The sequence below is a fragment of the Actibacterium lipolyticum genome, from assembly GCF_900184935.1.
Classification (GTDB): Bacteria; Pseudomonadota; Alphaproteobacteria; order Rhodobacterales; family Rhodobacteraceae; genus Actibacterium_A; species Actibacterium_A lipolyticum.
The window spans coordinates 994,518-1,010,927 of the sequence record NZ_FXYE01000002.1 but is presented as its reverse complement, the minus strand read 5'-3'; the positions used below and the strand labels follow the sequence as shown (position 1 = coordinate 1,010,927).

The following is a 16,410-nucleotide window of genomic DNA, read 5'->3' as shown; positions in this document are numbered from 1 at the left end:
TTTCGTCCTGACAACGGCCCGCCAGCCTTGTTTCCCGCGCGTCTGAACGGTAACTGAAAGCACGCGTATCTGGGAGCCACGACATGGACGAGCTAAGAACAAAATACATCAAAGCCGTGGCCGAAGCCGCAGATGAAGCCGCCTTGGAAGAGCTGCGCGTTCAAGCCGTTGGCAAAAAAGGCGAAGTCAGCCTGAAAATGCGCGAGCTGGGCAAGATGACGCCCGAACAGCGTCAGGTCGCTGGCCCCGCGCTGAACGCGCTTAAGGATGAAATCAACAGCGCGCTGGCCGCCAAGAAATCCGCGCTGGCCGATGCCGCGCTGGATGAACGCCTGCGCACCGAATGGCTGGACGTGACGCTGCCGGGCCGTGGCCGCCGTCAGGGCACCATTCACCCGGTCAGCCAGGTGACCGAAGAGGTCACCGCCATCTTCGCCGACATGGGCTTTGCCGTTGCGGAAGGGCCGCAGATTGAATCTGACTGGTACAACTTCGACGCGCTGAACATCCCGCCCGAGCATCCCGCCCGGCAGGAACATGACACGTTCTTCATGCACCGCGCCGAAGGCGACAACCGCCCGCCCCACGTGCTGCGCACCCACACCAGCCCCGTGCAGATCCGCCATATGCAAACGCATGGCGCGCCCTGCCGCGTGATCGCGCCGGGCCGTGTGTACCGCATGGACATGGACCAGACCCACACGCCGATGTTCCATCAGGTCGAAGGGCTGGCCATCGACAAAGACATCTCTATGGCGAACCTGAAATGGGTGCTGGAAGAATTCTGCCGCGCGTTCTTTGAGGTGGACAAGGTCGAACTGCGCTTCCGCGCGTCGCACTTCCCGTTCACCGAACCATCGGCCGAGGTTGACCTGCGTTGTTCGTGGAAAGACGGCACCCTGAAAGTGGGCGAGGGCGACGATTGGATGGAGATCCTCGGCTCTGGCATGGTGCACCCCAAGGTGCTGGAGGCCGCAGGCGTTGACCCGGCCCAATGGCAGGGCTTTGCCTTTGGCCTTGGGATCGACCGGATCGCCATGCTGAAATACGGCATCCCCGACCTGCGCGCGTTCTTCGATTCAGACCTGCGCTGGCTGCGCCACTATGGCTTCGCCTCGCTGGACATGCCGAACCTGCATGGGGGGCTGAGTAGGTGAGTGTAGAAATTACGGCATGTCAGGAAATATGCCGCGATTTCGGTTGGGCTTCTGGCTTGGCTAACTGGTTCGCAGATTTAGCGCCAGTTCTGGCGTTGGTTTGGGCAATCTACGCATACTTTTCACAACGCAGCGCGGACCGCGAGAGCGAGTTGCGCCAAGAGCGTCGAGAGCTTTACCGTGATTTCCTTTCACAGGTCCAAGTGTTGAGAGTGAATTTTTACAGTGGGACATGGGAAGATTTTGACGAGTGGTATCAGTGCTATAAGTCGCTGGCAGGCGAGATTTTTGTGACTGCTCCAGAAGGTGTCGTGAAAAAGATAATCGAGTTGGAAAGCCCTGTGACAAAGCTTGGCTATATCCGTAAGAAGCATCGGTCCGATGAATACCGCGAACTCTGTGATGAGATTTCGAACCGGTATTTTGAAGTCATCGAAGCCATGCGTAAGGACACTTTCCCCGGTGATCAAATAAAGAGTGCTGACTTTTCGACCTTCCTAGGTAGTACAGCCCCAGAAGATGGAACTACAGAATGAGGTTCGGGGTGGCGTGGCCGAAAGGTAGTCCAGAAATTGAGACGATGCGGGCTCACGCTCGTTTCCTAGAGGGTGGCCCAAATGACCGATGAAATGGAAGACCTCCAGCAAACTTACCCTGGCGCCGGGACGTTCAAGTTCGGCGACAGTGAAACGCTGTGCAACGAACTGCTTTCCCTTGTGCGGTCCGGCAAGAAACGCGCGACGTGCGAGGCGTTTGCGGAGTTTGCCGATGACCCCGCCTCCATGCCCAAGGTTGGGCGCAGTGATATTGCCGCGAACTGGGACGGCTCGCCCGCGTTGGTCATCAAGACCACCAAGGTGGAAAAGGTCCGGTTTTGCGACGTGACAGAAGACATGGCCATGGCCGAGGGCGAATTTGAAACGCTCGACGCGTGGCGCAAAGGCCATCAGGCGTATTTTACGCGGAACGGCAATTTCGACCCGGAAATGGTTCTGGTGTTCGAACATTTCGAATTGGTTGAGGATTTGGCAGACCGCTAACGCGGTGCCGACGGAGGAAACGACATGAAATTCACACTCTCCTGGCTGAAAGATCACTTGGAAACCGAGGCGAGCCTTGATGACATCCTTTATGCCCTGACCGATTTGGGGCTAGAGGTTGAAGGCGTCGAAGACCCGGCGGCGACGCTGAAGGACTTTACCATCGCCAAGGTCACCAGTGCGCAGCAGCACCCCGATGCGGATAAGCTGCGCGTGTGTTCGGTTCAGACCGACGAAGGCGAAAAGCAGATCGTTTGCGGCGCGCCCAACGCGCGTGAAGGCATCACCGTGGTTCTGGCAAAACCGGGCATGTATATTCCGGGGCTGGATATCACCATTTCGGTCGGCAAAATCCGCGGCGTGGAAAGCCACGGCATGATGGCGTCTGAAAAAGAGCTGGAGCTGTCGGACGAACACAACGGTATTATCGAGCTTCCCTCGGGCGAGGTGGGTGAAAAGTTCGTCGATTGGCTGGCCAAGCATGATCCGTCCAAGGTCGACCCGGTGATCGAAATCGCGATTACCCCGAACCGCCCCGATGCGTTGGGTGTGCGTGGTATTGCCCGCGATCTGGCCGCGCGTGGTCTGGGCACGCTGAAGGCGCGTGACACGGCGGTGATCAAGGGTGACTTCCCGTGCCCGATCAAGGTGACGATCGACAAGGACACGCGCGAAAAGGCCTGCCCTGTATTCTATGGCCGCGTGATCCGTGGTGTGAAGAACGGCCCAAGCCCTGCGTGGCTGCAAGATTGCCTGCGCGCCATCGGGTTGCGCCCAATCTCGGCGCTGGTCGATATCACGAACTTCTTCACCTATGACCGCAACCGCCCGCTGCACGTGTTCGACGCGGATAAGGTGGCCGGTGGTCTGCGTGTGCATGGTGCGAAGGGCGGCGAAACCTTTCTTGCGCTGGATGAAAAAGAATACATCATGCAGGCTGGCATGACGGTGATTTCCGACGACAACGGCGTTGAAAGCCTTGGCGGCGTGATGGGCGGGCTGGAAAGCGGCTGTACCGAAGACACGGTGAACGTGTTCCTAGAGGCCGCGTATTTCGACCCTATCCGCACCGCGATGACGGGCCGCGCTCTGAAGATCAACTCGGACGCGCGGTATCGGTTTGAACGTGGCATCGACCCGGAATGGACCCCGCATGGCATCGACCACGCCACCCGCATGATCCTTGATCTGTGCGGCGGCGAAGCGTCCGAGGTTGTTGTGGCGGGCGAAGTGCCTGACTTCAGCCGGGCCTACAAACTGGATACCGACCGTGTGCAGTCGTTAGTGGGGATGGAGATTCCGGCGGAGACGCAGCGCGCCTCGTTGACCGCGCTTGGCTTCCGCATCGAAGGCGACATGGCACATGTGCCAAGCTGGCGCCCCGACGTGCTGGGCGAAGCTGATCTGGTGGAAGAGGTCGCGCGGATCGCGTCCCTGACCAAGTTGGAAGGCAAGCCGCTGGCGCGGACCACTACTGGCGTGCCGCGTGCCATTTTGACACCGATGCAGAAACGCGAAGGCATCGCACGGCGCACCTGTGCGGCGCTGGGGTACAATGAATGCGTCACCTATTCCTTCATCGATCGCGACAGTGCTGTGCTGTTCGGCGGCGGTGATGATGCGACGATGCTGGAAAACCCGATCTCGTCTGAAATGAGCCACATGCGCCCATCGCTTTTGCCCGGTCTTCTGCAGGCTGCGGCACGCAACCAAGCGCGCGGTTTCATGGATCTGGCATTGTTCGAAGTTGGCCCTGCCTTCCACGGCGCTGAACCTGAAGAACAGCATCTGTTGGCGACTGGTATCCTTGTCGGTCACACCGGCCCGAAAGACGTGCATGGTGCCCGCCGCGCGGTGGATGTGTATGACGCCAAAGCGGATGTAGAGGCGGTGCTGAACGCCATCGGCGCACCGGCGAAGGCGCAGATCATGCGTAATGTGCCCGAATACTGGCACCCGGGTCGTTCCGGCGCGATCTGCCTTGGGCCGAAAAAGGTTCTGGCCGTCTTTGGCGAACTGCACCCCAAGGTGCTGAACGCGATGGATGTGAAGGGCCCGGCAGTCGGCTTCTCCATCTACGTTGAGCAGCCGCCGTTCCCGAAAAAGAAATCCGCGACCCGCGCGGCGCTGAATGCCAGCGACCTGCAAGCGGTGGAACGTGATTTCGCTTTCGTCGTCGGCGCGGATGTAGAGGCGCTGACGCTGGTGAACGCGGCTGCTGGTGCCGACAAGGCGCTGATCGAAGAAGTACGTGTGTTCGATGAATTCATCGGCGGTTCGCTGGGCGAAGACATGAAATCGCTGGCCATCACTGTGCGCCTGCAACCCACCGACAAGACGTTGACCGAAAAAGACATCGAAGCCGTTGGCGCCAAGATTGTTGAAAAGGTCACCAAGGCGACGGGCGGCACGCTGCGCGGGTAAGCTTTTGGCGAAATGGAATTGAAGGGGCCGGGGGAAACTCTGGCCCCTTTTTTGTTCTGCTGTGCAAATTCGAAGGCAGATGACATAATTTGTGGGCATACCAGCAGGGGGCGACCATGTTCACAGATCGCGCACAAGCAGGCGAAGCGCTGGCCGAGGCGGTCGCAAAAGCGGCACCTGATAATCCTGTTGTACTGGCGTTGCCTCGGGGCGGGGTGCCAGTGGCCATTCCGGTTGCAAAGCGCCTGAACGCGCCGCTGGATTTGCTGATGGTGCGCAAGATCGGCGTGCCCCACCAGCCAGAGGTGGCCGCTGGCGCAGTAGTGGATGGCGATGCCCATCAGATTGTGTTCAACGATCATGTGCTGAAATACGCCGGGCTTACGCGCGAAGACTTCGCCGATGCGATTGACGAAAAGCTGGCGCAAATCGCGGAACGCCGTGGGAAATACCTTGGTGATCGGAAATCTGTGCCGCTGTCGGGCACGACGGCGATCGTTGTGGATGATGGCATCGCAACCGGCGCGACGGTCAAGGCGGCGTTGAAGGCGCTGCGCGGGGCAAAACCCGATGCGATCTGGTTGGCGGTGCCGGTCGGCCCGCTCGATGTGTTGGAAGAAATGCGCGGGCTGGTCGACAACCTGATCTGCCTAGAGGTGCCGCAGCCCTTCATCGCGGTTGGTGCCCATTATCGGCGGTTTGATCAATTCAGCGACGATGCCGTGGTGGACGCGTTGGGCGCAATGTGGAACACCGGCACCAAGTAATGCGGAGGAATGGCAATGACGTTGAAAGTTTACCTGTCTGGGGAAATCCACACCGATTGGCGCGAACAGATCGTCGAAGGCGCAAAGGGGTTGGACGCCTCGTTCAACAGCCCGGTCACCGATCACGCCGCCAGCGATGATTGCGGTGTCGCCATTTTGGGGGAAGAGCCGAACAAGTATTGGCACGACCATAAGGGCGCGATGGTAAACGCGATCCGCACCCGCAAGGGGATCGAAGATGCCGATGTCGTGGTCGTGCGCTTTGGCGACAAATACAAACAGTGGAACGCAGCGTTTGATGCGGGCTATGCCGCGGCACTTGGCAAATCGTTGATCATTCTGCACGGGCCAGATCACCAGCACGCGCTGAAAGAGGTTGATGCGACCGCCTTGGCCGTCGCCGAAGAGCCGCATCAGGTTGTCGAAATCTTGCGCTATGTTCTGACGGGCGCTTTGCCCGCCTAAGCGTTAGTCGCGCGGTGGTTGGGCGTATCCGCGTTCAACCGCCGGGCGCGCCATGAACCGTTCGTAATAGGCTTTGACGTTTGCCAGATCGTCAAAGCCAACCAGCGGGCCAGCCTCGTAAAATCCGACGACGGTGTGCAGCCAAGGCGCGATGGCGATGTCGGCGATGGAATAGTCGTCACAGACCCAGTCGCGCCCTTCAAGGCGTTGTTCCAGAACGTTCAACAGGCGCTTAGCCTCGTTCACGTAACGGTCGCGCGGGATGGGGTCGGTTACGTCTTTACCGCCCATTTTCACGAAAAAGCCCATCTGGCCGAACATGGGCCCAACACCGCCCATCTGAAACATCAACCATTGCAGCACTTCGTACCGCTTGGCCGGATCAATGGGCAGGAATTGCCCGGTTTTTTCGGCCAAATACACAAGGATCGCACCGCTTTCGAACAGGGGCAGCGGTTTTCCGTTCGGCCCTTCGGGATCAATAATCGCAGGGATTTTGTTGTTCGGGTTCAGCGAAAGGAACGCATCGCTCATCTGGTCATCGGTCGCGAAAGACACCAGATGCGCGTCATAGGGCAGACCGGTTTCTTCTAGCATAATAGAGACTTTGACGCCGTTTGGCGTGGCAAGGCCGTAGTATTGAACGGCGTTCACGTCCCGTGGTGGCCAGCGTTTTGTGATCGGGAAATCAGCAAGGGCGGTCATGTCGATCCTAACGTTTAGAGTGGTTTGGGGGAGTATCGCCTGTTTTTTCCCCAATATTTTTAGCAATGACCACGCCATTAGCGTATTATTGAATGTGCGCATATGCGCAATTGAAACAACCTAAGATCAAACCTAGGAAAAAGGTGGGGACATGCTGAACGAATTCAAAGACTTTATCGCCAAAGGCAACGTCATGGACATGGCCGTTGGTATCATCATCGGTGCTGCGTTCACTGCGATCGTAAGCTCTTTGGTTGCTGACCTGATCAACCCAATCATCGGTCTGGTTATCGGTGGCATCGACTTCTCGAACATGTTTGTCGTTCTTAGCGGCGAAGGCGAATTCGCATCGCTTGAAGCAGCACGTGAAGCCGGCGCATCGGTGTTTGCTTACGGTTCCTTCATCATGGCAATCATCAACTTCCTGATCATCGCATTCGTGGTGTTCATGCTGGTTCGTTACGTCAACAAAGTAAAAGACGCAGCGAAGAAGGAAGAAGAAGCAGCACCAGAAGCACCAGCTGGTCCTTCGCAGGAAGATCTGCTGTCTGAAATCCGCGACCTTCTGAAGAAGTAATCGCCGTTTGATTTTGCGAAAGGCCCGCCCAATGTGGCGGGCCTTTTTGCGTTAGGACTTAAGCGCCAAGTTCGGCGCGATTACATCGATCCCCAACGCCTTGCCTACCGCAAAATACGTCAGCTGCCCGTCATGAGTGTTTAACCCGTTCAGAAGATGCGGATCGTCGGTACAGGCCTGCCGCCAGCCCTTGTCGGCCAGATCCAACAGGAAGGGCATCGTTGCATTGCCAAGCGCGATGGTGGACGTGCGCGCAACCGCGCCCGGCATATTGGCCACGCAGTAATGCATCACGCCATCAACCTCGTATATCGGGTCTTCATGCGTTGTGGCGCGCGAGGTTTCGAAACACCCGCCTTGGTCAATTGCCACATCCACAATTGCGGCGCCGGGTTTCATTGTTTTCAGGTGGTCGCGCGTGACAAGTTTAGGCGCTGCCGCGCCGGGGATCAGCACGGCGCCGACGACCATGTCAGCTTCGGCCAGCAATTCATCCAGCGCCCCGGCGGAAGAGTATCGGTTCCGGAACACGCCGCCGAACACATCGTCCAAATACCGTAGCCGTGGAAGGGAACGGTCAAGCACGGTCACATCGGCCCCCATACCGGCGGCAACCCGCGCCGCGTGCGTGCCAACCACACCGCCGCCGATTACAACCACCTTGGCGGGGCCAACACCCGGTACACCGCCCAACAACACGCCACGCCCGCCATTGGCCTTTTGCAACGTCCACGCGCCAACCTGCGGCGACAGGCGACCGGCAACTTCGGACATGGGCGCAAGCAGGGGCAGGCCGCCTTGCGCGTCGGTCACGGTTTCATAGGCAATGGCCGTTACGCCGCTTTCCAACAGGTCGGTGGTTTGGGCGCAATCCGGGGCCAGATGCAGATAGGTGAACAAAAGCTGCCCCTCGCGCAGGCGCTTACGTTCAATCGCTTGGGGCTCTTTCACTTTTACGATCATTTCGGCGCGGGCAAAGACTTCTTCGGCGGTATCAACCAATGTTGCGCCCGCTGCGGCGTAATCTGCATCGGGAAAGCCAGAGCCAGCCCCGGCGTGGGTTTCGATCAGCACCTCGTGGCCGTGGGCCACGGCCTCTTGGACGGCATTTGGGGTCATGCCGACGCGAAACTCTTGCGGCTTAATCTCTTTCGGGCAGCCGATAATCATTACTCTTCCTCCCTTGGGTTTTCTTGATCTTGCGCCGGGTCATGCGAAATTGCTTTGAATTATCTCAATTGGGATTGCTTGGTTTCGCAGATTTCGTGCAAGCTTAGTGTAAATATTCGAAGGAACGTGTGCAGTTATGGAATTGGACGAAACAGACCGACGGATTCTGACGGTGATGCAAAAAGATGGGCGCATTTCGAACGCTGATCTGTCGGAACGCGTGAACCTTTCGCCGTCGGCCTGCCATCGCCGTGTTCACCGGCTGGAGGTGGACGGATATATCCGCAACTATGTCGCTTTGCTGGACGCGCGCAAAATGGGGCGGCCAACGACGGTGTTCGTGGAAATCACCCTGTCGGGGCAAGCGAACGAGGTGCTGGACGCGTTTGAAAAGGCTGTCGCCCGCGTGCCGGACGTGTTGGAATGCCACCTGATGGCGGGCAGTTTTGATTATCTGCTGAAAGTCGTGGCGCAAGACAGCGAGGATTTTGCCCGCATCCACCGTCGCCATCTGACGCGCCTGCCGGGGGTTGCGCAAATGCATTCAAGCTTTGCGTTGAAGACAGTGTTCAAGACCACTGCCTTGCCCGTCTGACACAAAACCTTCAACCGGCGCTGTTAGCGACAGTTCGGTAAAATGACAGGACAAAACCATGACCGACGATCGACAACTGGACTGGCTGGAAGCAGAGCTGGAAGACACACTGGACGAAGATTTTGAGATCGAGTTCAGCGAACCCATGCTGTCGATGGAGATCCGCAAAATCTATAACCAGCAGCACCCGGAAATGCTGGATCGCAAAGTGTATTTCCGCAATCTTTTGCGGCTTCAGTCGGAACTGATCAAGCTTCAGGATTGGGTACAGCACACCAACGCCAAGGTTCTGGTCATCATGGAAGGGCGCGACAGTGCCGGGAAGGGCGGGGTGATCAAACGGATCACCCAGCGCCTGAACCCGCGCGTCGCCCGCGTGGTGGCTTTGCCAGCCCCGTCGCGTCGGGAACAAAGTCAGTGGTATTTCCAACGCTATGTCCCGCACCTGCCTGCGGGCGGTGAAATCGTGCTGTTTGACCGGTCGTGGTACAACCGCGCCGGGGTTGAACGCGTCATGGGATTTGCCACTGACGATCAGGTCGAAACCTTCTTTCAGGATGTTCCCGAATTTGAACGTATGCTGGTGCGCTCTGGCATTATCGTTCTGAAATATTGGTTTTCGATCACGGATGAGGAGCAACAGCTTCGCTTCCTGATGCGCATCCACGACCCGATGAAACAGTGGAAGCTGTCGCCCATGGATCTGGAAAGCCGCATCCGGTGGGAGCAGTACACCAAGGCCAAGGAAGAGATGTTCGCCCGTACCAACATCCCCGAAGCCCCGTGGTACATCGTCGAAGGCAACGACAAAAAGCGCGAGCGGCTGAATTGCATTGAACACCTTCTGTCGCAAATCCCTTATGAAGAGGTGCCCAGCGAAAAGGTCAGCCTGCCAGACCGCGTGTTCAACCCTGATTACGAACGCCAAGTTCTGCCGGACGAACTTTACGTGCCGAAGGTGTATTAACACCGCTTGCATTTACAGTGCCGCTTCTGAAAACTCGGCCCATTGGGGTGCGCGGTGCGCTCCTTTGGGATCACTTTGTTTAGATGATTGTCCTTGTCATTCTGGTTGTCTCTGCCGCGCTGATTGTGGGCGCGGTCTGGGGGATTTTCGGCCCGCTGCCTGAACGCGTCGAAGGTTTCCTTTTGGCGATGGCGGGCGGGGCGCTGATCGTCACGCTGATGCTGGATATGATCAAACCGTCGATCAGTCAGGCGTCATTGGTCTCGGCGATGTTTTTCGTGGCGCTGGGGGCGGTCGTGTTTACGGCGGTCGACTACCTGATTGATGAAAAGTGGGAGGCCGGTCGCGGCGGCGGGTTGTTGGTTGCGATTACGCTGGACGGCATCCCCGAAAACCTGGCGCTGGGCGTGGCGCTGATCGGCGCTGATTTTTCCGAGGTTGCGGCCCTAGCTGGCGCGATCTTCCTTGCCAACCTCCCCGAGGCTGCGGGCGGTGCCAAACAGATGTGCCGTTCGGGCTTATCCCGGCGCACGGTGTTCTGGCTGTGGGCGGCGACGGCCGGCATCCTTGCCAGTGCTGCGTTGGTCGGTGAATGGGCGTTTGCCGGTGTTGCCCCGGAAACCATCGCGTTGACCCGATGTTTCGCAGCTGGCGCCGTCGTTGCATCCCTCGCGACAGAGGTGTTCCCGCGTGCGTTCAATGAAAACCATCACCTGTCGGGAGTGGCTGTTGCGGTTGGGCTGATCCTTGCCACGTTGCTTCACGCGCTTTCGGCCTAAGGCTTTTCCTTTCTGATCCTGTCTGCTAAAGACGCCCCGCCCGAAGGTTCGGGCACCGGTCGCAGCCTACCCGGTTCGTGAAAACAAGGACTCTGATATGAAAACTCTCGTCGTCTGCTCGGGCGGGCTAGACTCCGTTTCGCTTGCCCATAAGGTCGCGGCTGAAAATCAGCTGGTCGGCCTGATTTCGTTCAACTATGGCCAACGCCATGCCAAGGAATTGGCCAGTGCAGAAGCCTGCGCCAAACGGCTGGGCGTGCCGTTTGACCTGATCGACATTTCGCATCTGGGGGCTGCGCTGTCCGGTTCTGCCCTGACGGATGAAATTGACGTGCCCGATGGGCATTACGCCGAAGACACGATGAAGGTCACCGTTGTGCCCAACCGCAATGCCATCATGCTGGCGATTGCGTTCGGCATTGCCGCCGCGCGCGATGCGGATGCGGTGGCGACGGCCGTGCACGGGGGCGATCACTTCATCTATCCCGATTGCCGCCCAGAATTTATCGACGCGTTTCAAGCGATGCAGGACAAGGCGCTGGACGGCTACGCCAATGTCCGCCTGTATACGCCGTTCGTGCATCAGCCCAAATCGGCGATCGTCACCGCCGGTGCGGCGCATGGCACGCCCTTCGCTGAAACATGGTCCTGCTATAAGGGCGGAGAGGTTCACTGCGGCCGCTGCGGCACCTGCGTGGAACGGCGCGAGGCGTTTGACCTGGCTGGCGTCGAAGACCCCACAACCTATGCCGACCCTGATTTCTGGAAGGCCGCCGTGGCCAAAGGGGGCGCGTAATGTTCCGTATTACGAAAGAGTTCCACTTCTCTGCCTCGCACCAACTGTGCGGGTTGCCCGATGATCACCCCTGCGCGCGGCTGCACGGCCACAACTATATCGTTGAGGTAGAGCTTGCCGCAGAGGCGTTGGACGAAAACGGCTTTGTCATCGATTACCGCGAACTGTTGCCGCTGAAACGCTATATCGATGATGAACTGGATCATCGCCACCTGAACGACGTGTTCGGGCATGATATGGTCACGTCGGAACGGCTGGCAAAAACCCTGTATGACTGGTGCAAATCGCGCTGGCCGGAAACCACCGCCGTGCGGGTCAGTGAAACGCCCAAGACATGGGCCGAGTATCGCCCATGACGACCCTGCGGATTGCCGAAATCTTTGGCCCCACTATTCAGGGCGAAGGCGCGCTGATCGGGGCGCCCACGGTATTCGTGCGCGCGGGTGGCTGCGATTATCGGTGCAGCTGGTGCGACAGCCTGCATGCGGTCGATAGCGAATACCGTCACGAATGGGCACCGATGCAGCCAGAGGATGTCTGGCAAAAGGTCCGTGACCTTTCGGGCGACAAGCCGCTGACCGTGACGGTTTCGGGCGGCAACCCCGCGATTCAGGATTTTGGCCCGCTGATCGCATTGGGTAAGGCGCAAGGCTATGGCTTTGCGTTGGAAACCCAAGGATCGGTTGCGCGCGACTGGTTCGCCGAACTGGAAATGCTGGTGCTAAGCCCAAAGCCGCCGTCGTCGGGTGAAACGGTTGATTGGGCCGTGTTTGATACTTGCCTTGCTAAGGCGGGCGATGCGCCGACCGTGCTGAAGATCGTGATCTTTGACGATGCCGATTATGCCTGGGCCCGTGACGTGGCCGCGCGTTACCCCGCGCTGCCGCTGTATTTGCAGCCCGGCAATCACACCCCGCCGCCGCCCGATGCCGAAGATGCCGTGATCGATATGGACGGGATCATGGATCGGATGACATGGCTGGTGGATAAAACGCTGGCCGATGGCTGGTACTCTCCGCGTATTCTGCCGCAGTTGCATGTGCTTCTGTGGGGCAACAAGCGCGGCGTTTGATTGGAAAGGAGGCCGCTGATGGCCAACGAAGACATCTATAAGAACCTGACCATGCTGGGCGGCAAAACCGAACTGCCCAACGCACCGGAAGAGGCTGTTCTGGAACGCGTGCCCAACCCACAGGCTGGCACCGATTACGCCGTGCGTTTTACCGCGCCCGAATTCACGTCGCTTTGCCCAATGACGGGCCAACCCGATTTCGCGCATATCGTTATCGACTATGTGCCCGGTGATTGGCTGGTTGAAAGCAAATCGCTGAAGCTGTTCTTGGGATCGTTCCGCAACCACGGCGCGTTCCACGAAGATTGCACCGTGACCATCGGCAAGCGGTTGGTCGAAAAGTTGGAACCCAAATGGCTGCGCGTGGGCGGGTATTGGTACCCGCGCGGCGGCATTCCGATCGACATCTTCTATCAGACCGGGCCCGAACTGCCCGGCGTGTGGATTCCCGATCAGGGTGTACCGACCTATCGCGGGCGGGGCTGACCCCTAAAAACAACAAACCCCCGTCGGCTGGGCCGCGGGGGTCGTCGCACTAAGGCCGAAGCCTCGGTTCGCTAAGTCGATGGATGCTTAGAGCATACCTTCGCGCTGCGCTTTCTTGCGTGCGAGCTTACGGGCACGGCGTACTGCCTCTGCCTTCTCACGAGCTTTCTTTTCAGAAGGCTTCTCGAAGTGTTGACGGAGTTTCATCTCACGGAAAACACCCTCACGCTGAAGCTTTTTCTTCAGTGCGCGAAGCGCCTGATCGACGTTATTGTCACGAACACTAACCTGCATGTGGTTTTCACCACCTTTCTAGTCTGGAGTTTCGGTCAATTGCAGGAAGTGGCCGTATAGCAAAGCGGCGCTAGCTTGTCTACTATTGAGCGAACCGTAACCGGAGGCCTCCTATGTCTGCTGAAAAAGACCCAAAAGAAGCCCTGTTGGAAGCTGCATTGGCGCATGTTCCCTTTGATGGATGGAACGAAGTGACATTTCGCGCGGCCGTCGAAGAATCACATGTTGAACCCGCTTTAGCCCGTGCGCTGTGCCCGCGGGGCGCGCTTGACCTTGCCATCGCTTTTCACAAACGCGGTGACGCGGTGATGGTGCAGCGGCTGAATGACGCGGACCTGAACGAAATGCGCTTTCGCGACAAGATCGCCGCCGCCGTGCGGTTCCGTCTGGAAGCAGTTGACGACAAAGAACTGGTGCGCCGCGGCACAACGCTGTTTTCGCTGCCCCAGCACGCGGCCGATGGGGCCAAGGCGATTTGGGACACAGCCGATCTGATCTGGCGCACGCTGGGCGATACGTCGGATGACTTCAACTGGTACACAAAGCGTATGACGCTGTCTGGGGTCTATGGCTCCACCGTTCTGTATTGGCTTGGCGATGACAGCCCAGACCATGCCCGCACGTGGGAATTTCTGGACCGGCGGATTGAAAACGTCATGCAATTCGAAAAGGTCAAAGCGCAAGTGCGCCAGAACCCCTTGTTTAAACCATTCCTTGCGGGGCCGAATTGGGCGCTTGGCAAGGTCAAGCCGCCCTCTGCTACGTCGCGCACCGATATGCCCGGCCACTATGCTGGCGACAGACAGGAGTAAGAATGCCCCTTCCCGAAATGATGCGCGCCGTCGAAATTTCTGAACCCGGCGGGCCAGAGGTTCTGCGCATGACGCAGCGCCCCGTGCCAACCCCCGGTGCCGGCGAGATTGTGATTAAGCTGGCCTATGCGGGCGTAAACCGGCCCGACGCGTTGCAACGGGCGGGGTCATATGCGCCGCCTGCTTGGGCTTCGGACCTTCCGGGGTTAGAGGGCGCGGGGCAGGTTGTGGCCGTTGGCCCGAACGTTGCGGGCGTTACTGTCGGCGATGCGGTGTGCGCGCTGTTGCCGGGCGGCGGATATGCCGAATACGTGGTCACCCCAGCCGCGCATGCCTTGCCCGTGCCAGAGGGTTTGGATCTGAAACAAGCCGCCTGCCTGCCCGAGACATTCTTCACCGTCTGGTCAAACGTCTTCATGCGCGGCGGGCTTCAGGCCGGAGAGCGGTTCCTTGTGCACGGCGGTTCATCCGGGATCGGAACGACCGCGATCCAACTGGCCAACGCCTTTGGCGCGCGGGTCTTCACCACGGCTGGTTCCGACGAAAAATGCCAAGCGTGCCTTGATCTGGGGGCAGAGCGGGCCATCAACTATCGCGAAGAGGATTTCGTTGAAATCATGCGGGCCGAAGGTGGCGCGAACCTGATCCTTGATATGGTTGGCGGCAGTTATATCCCACGCAACGTAAAGGCGATGGCCGAAGAAGGGCGGATGGTTCACATCGCCTTCTTGAACGGCCCTAAGGCGGAACTGAACTTTGCGCTGGTTATGGCCAAACGGTTGACGATCACGGGGTCAACCCTGCGCCCGCAGTCTGACCTTGCCAAGGCTCAGATCGCGGATCAGCTGCGCGAAAAGGTTTGGCCTTTGCTGGATGCTGGCCGGGTCGCGCCGGTGATGGATTCCGAATTTACGCTGGAACAAGCCGCCGATGCCCACGCCCGCATGGAAGGCAGCACGCATATCGGCAAGATCGTTTTAAAGATCAGATGACAGAATAGGTTTGCGCCATCACCCTGCCAGCCAGTTGCGGGGTTGAAAGCGGTTTCCGATTTTTAAGGTGTCGCGCCGCCAATTGGCGGGCGCGGCGCCCTTTGACGAACACGCGGGCCTGCCGTGACGGGTTTGCGCATAAGTTTTCGATTGGGCGATCTAACAGATCGCAAAGTTCGCGGATTGCTTCTGGTGTCAGGCCAGCGACCGCGCATTTGCCCAGATAAAGGCTTTCAGCCGGGGCACCGTTTGCCACCAATATGTCATGCTGATCCAGCATCACGTGGTAATAGCTGACCGCCTTTGCTTTGCGTGAAATCTTTATGCCCGTGACGCTGGTCAGGTGTTTTGCCGCGACCAAAACCTCGGTTGTGCCAAACATCCGCTTGGCGATCGGGCCCGCAATCAACAGGCGATGCTGCTGCGACACGTGTAGTGCGCGTTCGGGCATGTTGTGACCCAATGCGCCAGCGCGAATACGGACGGGTGCCCGTGACGGATGCGCGGCGATTTCGGCGGCCGTCCAGTGTTTGGAATACACCCAGCGTACCGTCTGAAAGCCGTTATCCAACGTCGCGATGCGCATCTCGGGACGCAGAGCCTTAATAGCCACCGGTCCGGTTTCGGTTTGGAAAAACGTTCCGTCCGCAAAGCAAATATTGGTCACGCCGGGTGTGGGTGTGTTCACGCCAAACGTGTCACTGCCATCGGGAACGCGCTGAATGGAAAAACCGTCGGCGTCGCGGCCAAAGTTCTCTCCTGCTCCGACCAAGCTCGCGGTGGGAGAGAAAAGCTCATAGCCGTTCTGCAACCCTGTTGGATCATCCAAAGCGTCGTTGTTGAAACGCGCCGAGATGTACTCGTCGGCGAGGGGGTCGTAGACGACGATGTTGTCGCCGCTGTTGTTTATTACCGGGCTGTTACGGCCCGCGTCGAAAAACAGATCGCCCGGATTGCCTGTGGGCATCGTGCCGCCGGGCTGAATGCCCGAAATGACCATTGCATGGGCACCGGGGGCAAGGATGGTGTTGGGCGGGAAGGTGAACCAAAGGCCGACACCCGCGTCCCAAATTTGCAAGCCACCAATATCAATGGGACCATTGGATACGTTAACAAATTCGATGAATTCATCGGTGCCGTCGGCTACGCCGTTTCCATCAGTGTCATAGTTATTGCCCCCATTGGGGTCGACCAACACTTCGTTGATCGCAATACCGCCTCGAAGCAGATCGGCCATTCAACACACCCACACATAAAAAACTAGAAAATCCTAGCGTCATTGTGAATGTGTTTCAACCAAAAGGCGATTAGT

20 protein-coding genes are annotated in these 16,410 nt (G+C 58.5%); 16 read left to right on the top strand and 4 right to left on the bottom strand.

Translation table 11 applies throughout. The features are described from left to right. The first annotated feature begins 83 nt into the window (after positions 1-83). From pheS to COL8621_RS13555, 6 genes are all read left to right on the top strand, one after another. On the top strand, positions 84-1,157 hold the full coding sequence (gene pheS, locus COL8621_RS13580) for a phenylalanine--tRNA ligase subunit alpha (RefSeq protein WP_093967861.1): 1,074 nt from the start codon (positions 84-86) through the stop codon (positions 1,155-1,157). Next, positions 1,154-1,693, top strand: a complete 540-nt coding sequence (locus COL8621_RS13575) for a hypothetical protein (protein WP_141137891.1) — start codon at positions 1,154-1,156, stop codon at positions 1,691-1,693. Before pheS ends, COL8621_RS13575 begins: the two co-directional genes overlap by 4 nt. 81 nt (positions 1,694-1,774) lie before the next feature. Continuing rightward, complete coding sequence (locus COL8621_RS13570; RefSeq protein WP_093967859.1) at positions 1,775-2,197, top strand: ASCH domain-containing protein; 423 nt, start codon at positions 1,775-1,777, stop codon at positions 2,195-2,197. A gap of 24 nt (positions 2,198-2,221) precedes the next feature. Further along, entirely contained in the window at positions 2,222-4,621 is a 2,400-nt protein-coding gene (pheT, locus tag COL8621_RS13565; protein WP_093967858.1) for a phenylalanine--tRNA ligase subunit beta, read from the top strand. A gap of 116 nt (positions 4,622-4,737) precedes the next feature. Then, positions 4,738-5,388, top strand: a complete 651-nt coding sequence (locus COL8621_RS13560; protein WP_093967857.1) for a phosphoribosyltransferase — start codon at positions 4,738-4,740, stop codon at positions 5,386-5,388. A 15-nt stretch (positions 5,389-5,403) separates the two neighbouring features. Then, the gene (locus COL8621_RS13555; protein WP_093968589.1) at positions 5,404-5,853 is read left to right on the top strand and encodes a YtoQ family protein; all 450 of its coding nucleotides are present in this window, start codon (positions 5,404-5,406) and stop codon (positions 5,851-5,853) included. Positions 5,854-5,856: 3 nt separating this feature from the next. Here the strand turns inward: COL8621_RS13555 and COL8621_RS13550 are convergent, their stop codons facing one another. Next, entirely contained in the window at positions 5,857-6,558 is a 702-nt protein-coding gene (locus tag COL8621_RS13550; protein WP_093967856.1) for a glutathione binding-like protein, read from the bottom strand. A gap of 151 nt (positions 6,559-6,709) precedes the next feature. Between COL8621_RS13550 and mscL the strand changes: the two genes are divergently transcribed. Beyond that, entirely contained in the window at positions 6,710-7,135 is a 426-nt protein-coding gene (mscL, locus tag COL8621_RS13545; protein WP_093967855.1) for a large conductance mechanosensitive channel protein MscL, read from the top strand. A 51-nt stretch (positions 7,136-7,186) separates the two neighbouring features. Here mscL and ald read toward each other — a convergent pair whose 3' ends face one another. Next, the gene (gene ald, locus COL8621_RS13540) at positions 7,187-8,305 is read right to left on the bottom strand and encodes an alanine dehydrogenase (protein ID WP_093967854.1); all 1,119 of its coding nucleotides are present in this window, start codon (positions 8,303-8,305) and stop codon (positions 7,187-7,189) included. 136 nt (positions 8,306-8,441) lie between these two features. Between ald and COL8621_RS13535 the strand changes: the two genes are divergently transcribed. The 7 genes from COL8621_RS13535 to queF all read left to right on the top strand — a co-directional run bounded on the left by COL8621_RS13535 (position 8,442) and on the right by queF (position 13,000). Then, complete coding sequence (locus tag COL8621_RS13535; protein WP_093967853.1) at positions 8,442-8,900, top strand: Lrp/AsnC family transcriptional regulator; 459 nt, start codon at positions 8,442-8,444, stop codon at positions 8,898-8,900. A gap of 58 nt (positions 8,901-8,958) precedes the next feature. After that, a complete protein-coding gene (gene ppk2, locus COL8621_RS13530) occupies positions 8,959-9,867 on the top strand; it encodes a polyphosphate kinase 2 (protein ID WP_093967852.1) in 909 nt (302 codons plus the stop codon). A gap of 83 nt (positions 9,868-9,950) precedes the next feature. Beyond that, a complete protein-coding gene (locus tag COL8621_RS13525; protein ID WP_093967851.1) occupies positions 9,951-10,646 on the top strand; it encodes a ZIP family metal transporter in 696 nt (231 codons plus the stop codon). 97 nt (positions 10,647-10,743) lie between these two features. Beyond that, complete coding sequence (gene queC / locus COL8621_RS13520; protein ID WP_093967850.1) at positions 10,744-11,442, top strand: 7-cyano-7-deazaguanine synthase QueC; 699 nt, start codon at positions 10,744-10,746, stop codon at positions 11,440-11,442. After that, positions 11,442-11,798, top strand: coding sequence for a 6-carboxytetrahydropterin synthase QueD (gene queD, locus COL8621_RS13515; protein ID WP_093967849.1), 357 nt, complete (start codon positions 11,442-11,444; stop codon positions 11,796-11,798). The genes queC and queD overlap by 1 nt, the downstream gene beginning before the upstream one ends. After that, positions 11,795-12,514 (top strand): 7-carboxy-7-deazaguanine synthase QueE, encoded by a 720-nt coding sequence (gene queE / locus COL8621_RS13510; RefSeq protein ID WP_093967848.1) that lies wholly within the window; start codon positions 11,795-11,797, stop codon positions 12,512-12,514. The genes queD and queE overlap by 4 nt, the downstream gene beginning before the upstream one ends. A gap of 18 nt (positions 12,515-12,532) precedes the next feature. Beyond that, complete coding sequence (queF, locus tag COL8621_RS13505; RefSeq protein WP_093967847.1) at positions 12,533-13,000, top strand: preQ(1) synthase; 468 nt, start codon at positions 12,533-12,535, stop codon at positions 12,998-13,000. An 87-nt stretch (positions 13,001-13,087) separates the two neighbouring features. Here queF and rpsU read toward each other — a convergent pair whose 3' ends face one another. After that, a complete protein-coding gene (rpsU, locus tag COL8621_RS13500; RefSeq protein WP_093967846.1) occupies positions 13,088-13,294 on the bottom strand; it encodes a 30S ribosomal protein S21 in 207 nt (68 codons plus the stop codon). Positions 13,295-13,407: 113 nt separating this feature from the next. Here rpsU and COL8621_RS13495 point away from each other — a divergent pair, with 113 nt between their 5' ends. After that, complete coding sequence (locus COL8621_RS13495; RefSeq protein WP_093967845.1) at positions 13,408-14,106, top strand: COQ9 family protein; 699 nt, start codon at positions 13,408-13,410, stop codon at positions 14,104-14,106. 2 nt (positions 14,107-14,108) lie between these two features. Next, positions 14,109-15,098: an NAD(P)H-quinone oxidoreductase gene (locus COL8621_RS13490; protein WP_093967844.1), complete on the top strand. Its 990-nt coding sequence runs from the start codon at positions 14,109-14,111 to the stop codon at positions 15,096-15,098. On the opposite strand, the gene COL8621_RS13485 is transcribed toward COL8621_RS13490, so the two are convergent. Then, positions 15,091-16,335 carry a Hint domain-containing protein gene (locus COL8621_RS13485; RefSeq protein WP_093967843.1) on the bottom strand — a complete coding sequence of 415 codons (1,245 nt, stop codon included), beginning with the start codon at positions 16,333-16,335 and terminating at the stop codon, positions 15,091-15,093. The two genes, COL8621_RS13490 and COL8621_RS13485, sit on opposite strands and share 8 nt — an antisense overlap. Positions 16,336-16,410: the final 75 nt, after the last annotated feature.

Coding starts and splice junctions, on each gene's coding strand:
- rpsU (WP_093967846.1), bottom strand. CDS start 13,294: ATGCAGGTTAGTGTTCGTGACAATAACGTCGATCAGGCGCTTCGCGCA.
- pheT (WP_093967858.1), top strand. CDS start 2,222: ATGAAATTCACACTCTCCTGGCTGAAAGATCACTTGGAAACCGAGGCG.
- COL8621_RS13490 (WP_093967844.1), top strand. CDS start 14,109: ATGCCCCTTCCCGAAATGATGCGCGCCGTCGAAATTTCTGAACCCGGC.
- COL8621_RS13535 (WP_093967853.1), top strand. CDS start 8,442: ATGGAATTGGACGAAACAGACCGACGGATTCTGACGGTGATGCAAAAA.
- mscL (WP_093967855.1), top strand. CDS start 6,710: ATGCTGAACGAATTCAAAGACTTTATCGCCAAAGGCAACGTCATGGAC.
- queE (WP_093967848.1), top strand. CDS start 11,795: ATGACGACCCTGCGGATTGCCGAAATCTTTGGCCCCACTATTCAGGGC.
- COL8621_RS13560 (WP_093967857.1), top strand. CDS start 4,738: ATGTTCACAGATCGCGCACAAGCAGGCGAAGCGCTGGCCGAGGCGGTC.
- queD (WP_093967849.1), top strand. CDS start 11,442: ATGTTCCGTATTACGAAAGAGTTCCACTTCTCTGCCTCGCACCAACTG.
- COL8621_RS13550 (WP_093967856.1), bottom strand. CDS start 6,558: ATGACCGCCCTTGCTGATTTCCCGATCACAAAACGCTGGCCACCACGG.
- COL8621_RS13485 (WP_093967843.1), bottom strand. CDS start 16,335: ATGGCCGATCTGCTTCGAGGCGGTATTGCGATCAACGAAGTGTTGGTC.
- COL8621_RS13495 (WP_093967845.1), top strand. CDS start 13,408: ATGTCTGCTGAAAAAGACCCAAAAGAAGCCCTGTTGGAAGCTGCATTG.
- ppk2 (WP_093967852.1), top strand. CDS start 8,959: ATGACCGACGATCGACAACTGGACTGGCTGGAAGCAGAGCTGGAAGAC.
- queC (WP_093967850.1), top strand. CDS start 10,744: ATGAAAACTCTCGTCGTCTGCTCGGGCGGGCTAGACTCCGTTTCGCTT.
- COL8621_RS13555 (WP_093968589.1), top strand. CDS start 5,404: ATGACGTTGAAAGTTTACCTGTCTGGGGAAATCCACACCGATTGGCGC.
- ald (WP_093967854.1), bottom strand. CDS start 8,305: ATGATTATCGGCTGCCCGAAAGAGATTAAGCCGCAAGAGTTTCGCGTC.
- COL8621_RS13570 (WP_093967859.1), top strand. CDS start 1,775: ATGACCGATGAAATGGAAGACCTCCAGCAAACTTACCCTGGCGCCGGG.
- COL8621_RS13525 (WP_093967851.1), top strand. CDS start 9,951: ATGATTGTCCTTGTCATTCTGGTTGTCTCTGCCGCGCTGATTGTGGGC.
- queF (WP_093967847.1), top strand. CDS start 12,533: ATGGCCAACGAAGACATCTATAAGAACCTGACCATGCTGGGCGGCAAA.
- pheS (WP_093967861.1), top strand. CDS start 84: ATGGACGAGCTAAGAACAAAATACATCAAAGCCGTGGCCGAAGCCGCA.